The organism is Staphylococcus ureilyticus (assembly GCF_002902235.1).
Classification (GTDB): domain Bacteria; phylum Bacillota; class Bacilli; order Staphylococcales; family Staphylococcaceae; genus Staphylococcus; species Staphylococcus ureilyticus.
On sequence record NZ_PPRL01000067.1, the window covers coordinates 1 to 2,282 of the forward strand.

3 protein-coding genes are annotated in these 2,282 nt (G+C 30.7%); 2 read left to right on the top strand and 1 reads right to left on the bottom strand.

All coding sequences use genetic code 11. The annotated features are described in order from the left end of the window. Positions 1-113 precede the first annotated feature (113 nt). A complete protein-coding gene (locus CD150_RS07110) occupies positions 114-779 on the top strand; it encodes a DUF2750 domain-containing protein (protein ID WP_070039528.1) in 666 nt (221 codons plus the stop codon). 141 nt (positions 780-920) lie between these two features. Here the strand turns inward: CD150_RS07110 and coaW are convergent, their stop codons facing one another. Beyond that, on the bottom strand, positions 921-1,721 hold the full coding sequence (gene coaW, locus CD150_RS07115; protein WP_046207741.1) for a type II pantothenate kinase: 801 nt from the start codon (positions 1,719-1,721) through the stop codon (positions 921-923). Positions 1,722-1,812: 91 nt separating this feature from the next. On the opposite strand from coaW, the gene CD150_RS07120 reads away from it, so the two are divergent. Continuing rightward, entirely contained in the window at positions 1,813-2,178 is a 366-nt protein-coding gene (locus CD150_RS07120) for a VOC family protein (RefSeq protein WP_073346122.1), read from the top strand. The last annotated feature ends 104 nt before the right edge of the window (positions 2,179-2,282 follow it).

The window sequence follows — 2,282 nt, forward strand, 5'->3', positions numbered from 1 at the left end:
GTTTAGATATATTAAAATTTTAATATTTATTGTATGACGTTAATTGACTATAGTATTATACTCATTTATATTTTAAATATAGTTAAATATTTTAATGAATTGAAGGTGTGATTATGTCTTATAAAGCAAGTTCATTTTTTCAAGATATTCTGGTAAATGAATATTTTTATATAGCAACAAAGTCAAAACAACTAATTAGACATGAAATTTTAGGGAAAGATGTCATTTGTGTTTGGACTCAAAAAGAAACAGCTGAAACATTCTTAAATAAACATGACACCGATTATGATAAGATTAAAAAAATTGATATTGATCGTTTCGTAACATATGAAATGGATGATGTGTTTGCAGAAGGTGAAGAAGTGTTGATGAATGCTTCATCTCAGACAGATGGTGATTTAGTAAATATTATTGATTTTACAAATGAATTGATGTCAGATTTAGATGAAATTCGTCTCAAAGAATTTGTTATTGATGTAGCAGAAGAAGATGCTGTATTTGGTTTAACTAATAAAGATGCCAAACAATTCATTATGATTAGTGATGATGAGCATCAAAAACCACATATTATGCCGGTGTGGAGTATTAGAAATAGGGCAGAAAAAGTAAGAAATGAAGATTTTGAAGAATGCGATATTATTGAAATAGAGGGTGAAGTCTTCGCAGAATGGTTAGATACTTTAAGAGATGATGACAAAGCAGTAGCGATTGATTTGAAATCAGGCGTTGTAGGTACCGTAGTCTCAGCTCAGAAAGTATTAGATCAATTACCGTTTTAATATCATTGAATACAAGCACTGTTGGAAGTAATTATTCCGTTTGAATGAATTGTGATATTCAAACGGAATAATTACGTTCATTTTTTACCATGACATAAGTAAAGAAAAAACAATTCTTTACATTTATGTCATGGTATTTTTTTAACTTAAATGAATTGCGCCTAGTGCACCGGAAAAGGCACCGTGTTCAATATAAAATGGTTTAAAACCACGTAATACCGTATAATCTTTTACAACTTCTTTAAGTAAATGATTATTGTGGAACGAAGAACCGATATAAGCTACGTTTTCTGTACCATATTCTCTCGCTACTGTAATAGACATCGTAGTAATGACTTCTCCCACGACACCAATCAATGAAGCTAATTTGTCAGAATCTGAAAAATCCTTGTCTAAATTATGTAACACATGACCGAAATTAGCAGCAGTTAAATCTCCTGAAATAGGAGGTTCACTATCTTTATAGATATGTTTTACTTTTAAATCAATAAATTCGCGATCTCCTTTTTGGGCAGTATCTGTCAATTGTTTGTAATCTTTTAATCCAGTTAATAAATAACCCAAACCTTGTATCATACCACCGCCTGTACCGACACCACCAACACGTTGTTGTTCTTTGCCATTTGAATAATGCAATGATGTTCCAGTACCAACATTAGTAAAAATATAATTATCTAAATGATGACCTTGTTCTTCTAACAAGAGTTCTAAGCCTTTTGCAGCAGCATCAAACTCTACAAAAATACGAGATTCACAATTTAAACTATTTTGAATTGTCCCAGCTTGCCCCCCTGTTAAACTAATACTTTCACAAGATTGTTGTTCCAACCATTCAATGACGTCATTTATTTCAGTAGTTAATTTTGTAGTATATTGTCGTTTACCATTATCATCTTGAACAATTTTTATAAGTGTTCCGCCGGCATCAATGCCTATTTTCATCTGTGTACCTCCTAAAAAATTTACATTATAACTTATATTATAATAAAATGAGGGAAAATCAAATATAGAAAATTAGAAAGGAATGGTTTTAATGAAATTAAGCCCTTTTATTAAAGTAGATGATGTAGAACAAGCATTAACATTTTATAAAAATGCGTTTGGTGGTAGCGAAAAAATATTAAACGAAACAAACGGTAAAACTTTACACGCGGAGCTCCATATTAATGAAACAGTTGTATTACATATTTCCAGCACATATGGACGGGAATGGAGCAATGACAACACAAATATAATTTTAACTTTCGACGATTTGAAAACTCAAAAACAAGTATATGATAAATTAAGCGAAGCGGGTGACCCACATATGCCTCTGTCTAAAACATTTTTTAATGCGATGCATGGACAAGTGAAAGACCAATTTGAAGTCAACTGGCTCATGAATTGTTTCTTAGATTAATAAGACAAAATGTTCAACTTTCGATTATATTAGTGTAAAAGTGGTATTAATAACTAATAAAAGTTAAACACAATAGGGGATATAATATGTTTATTAAAGAAACG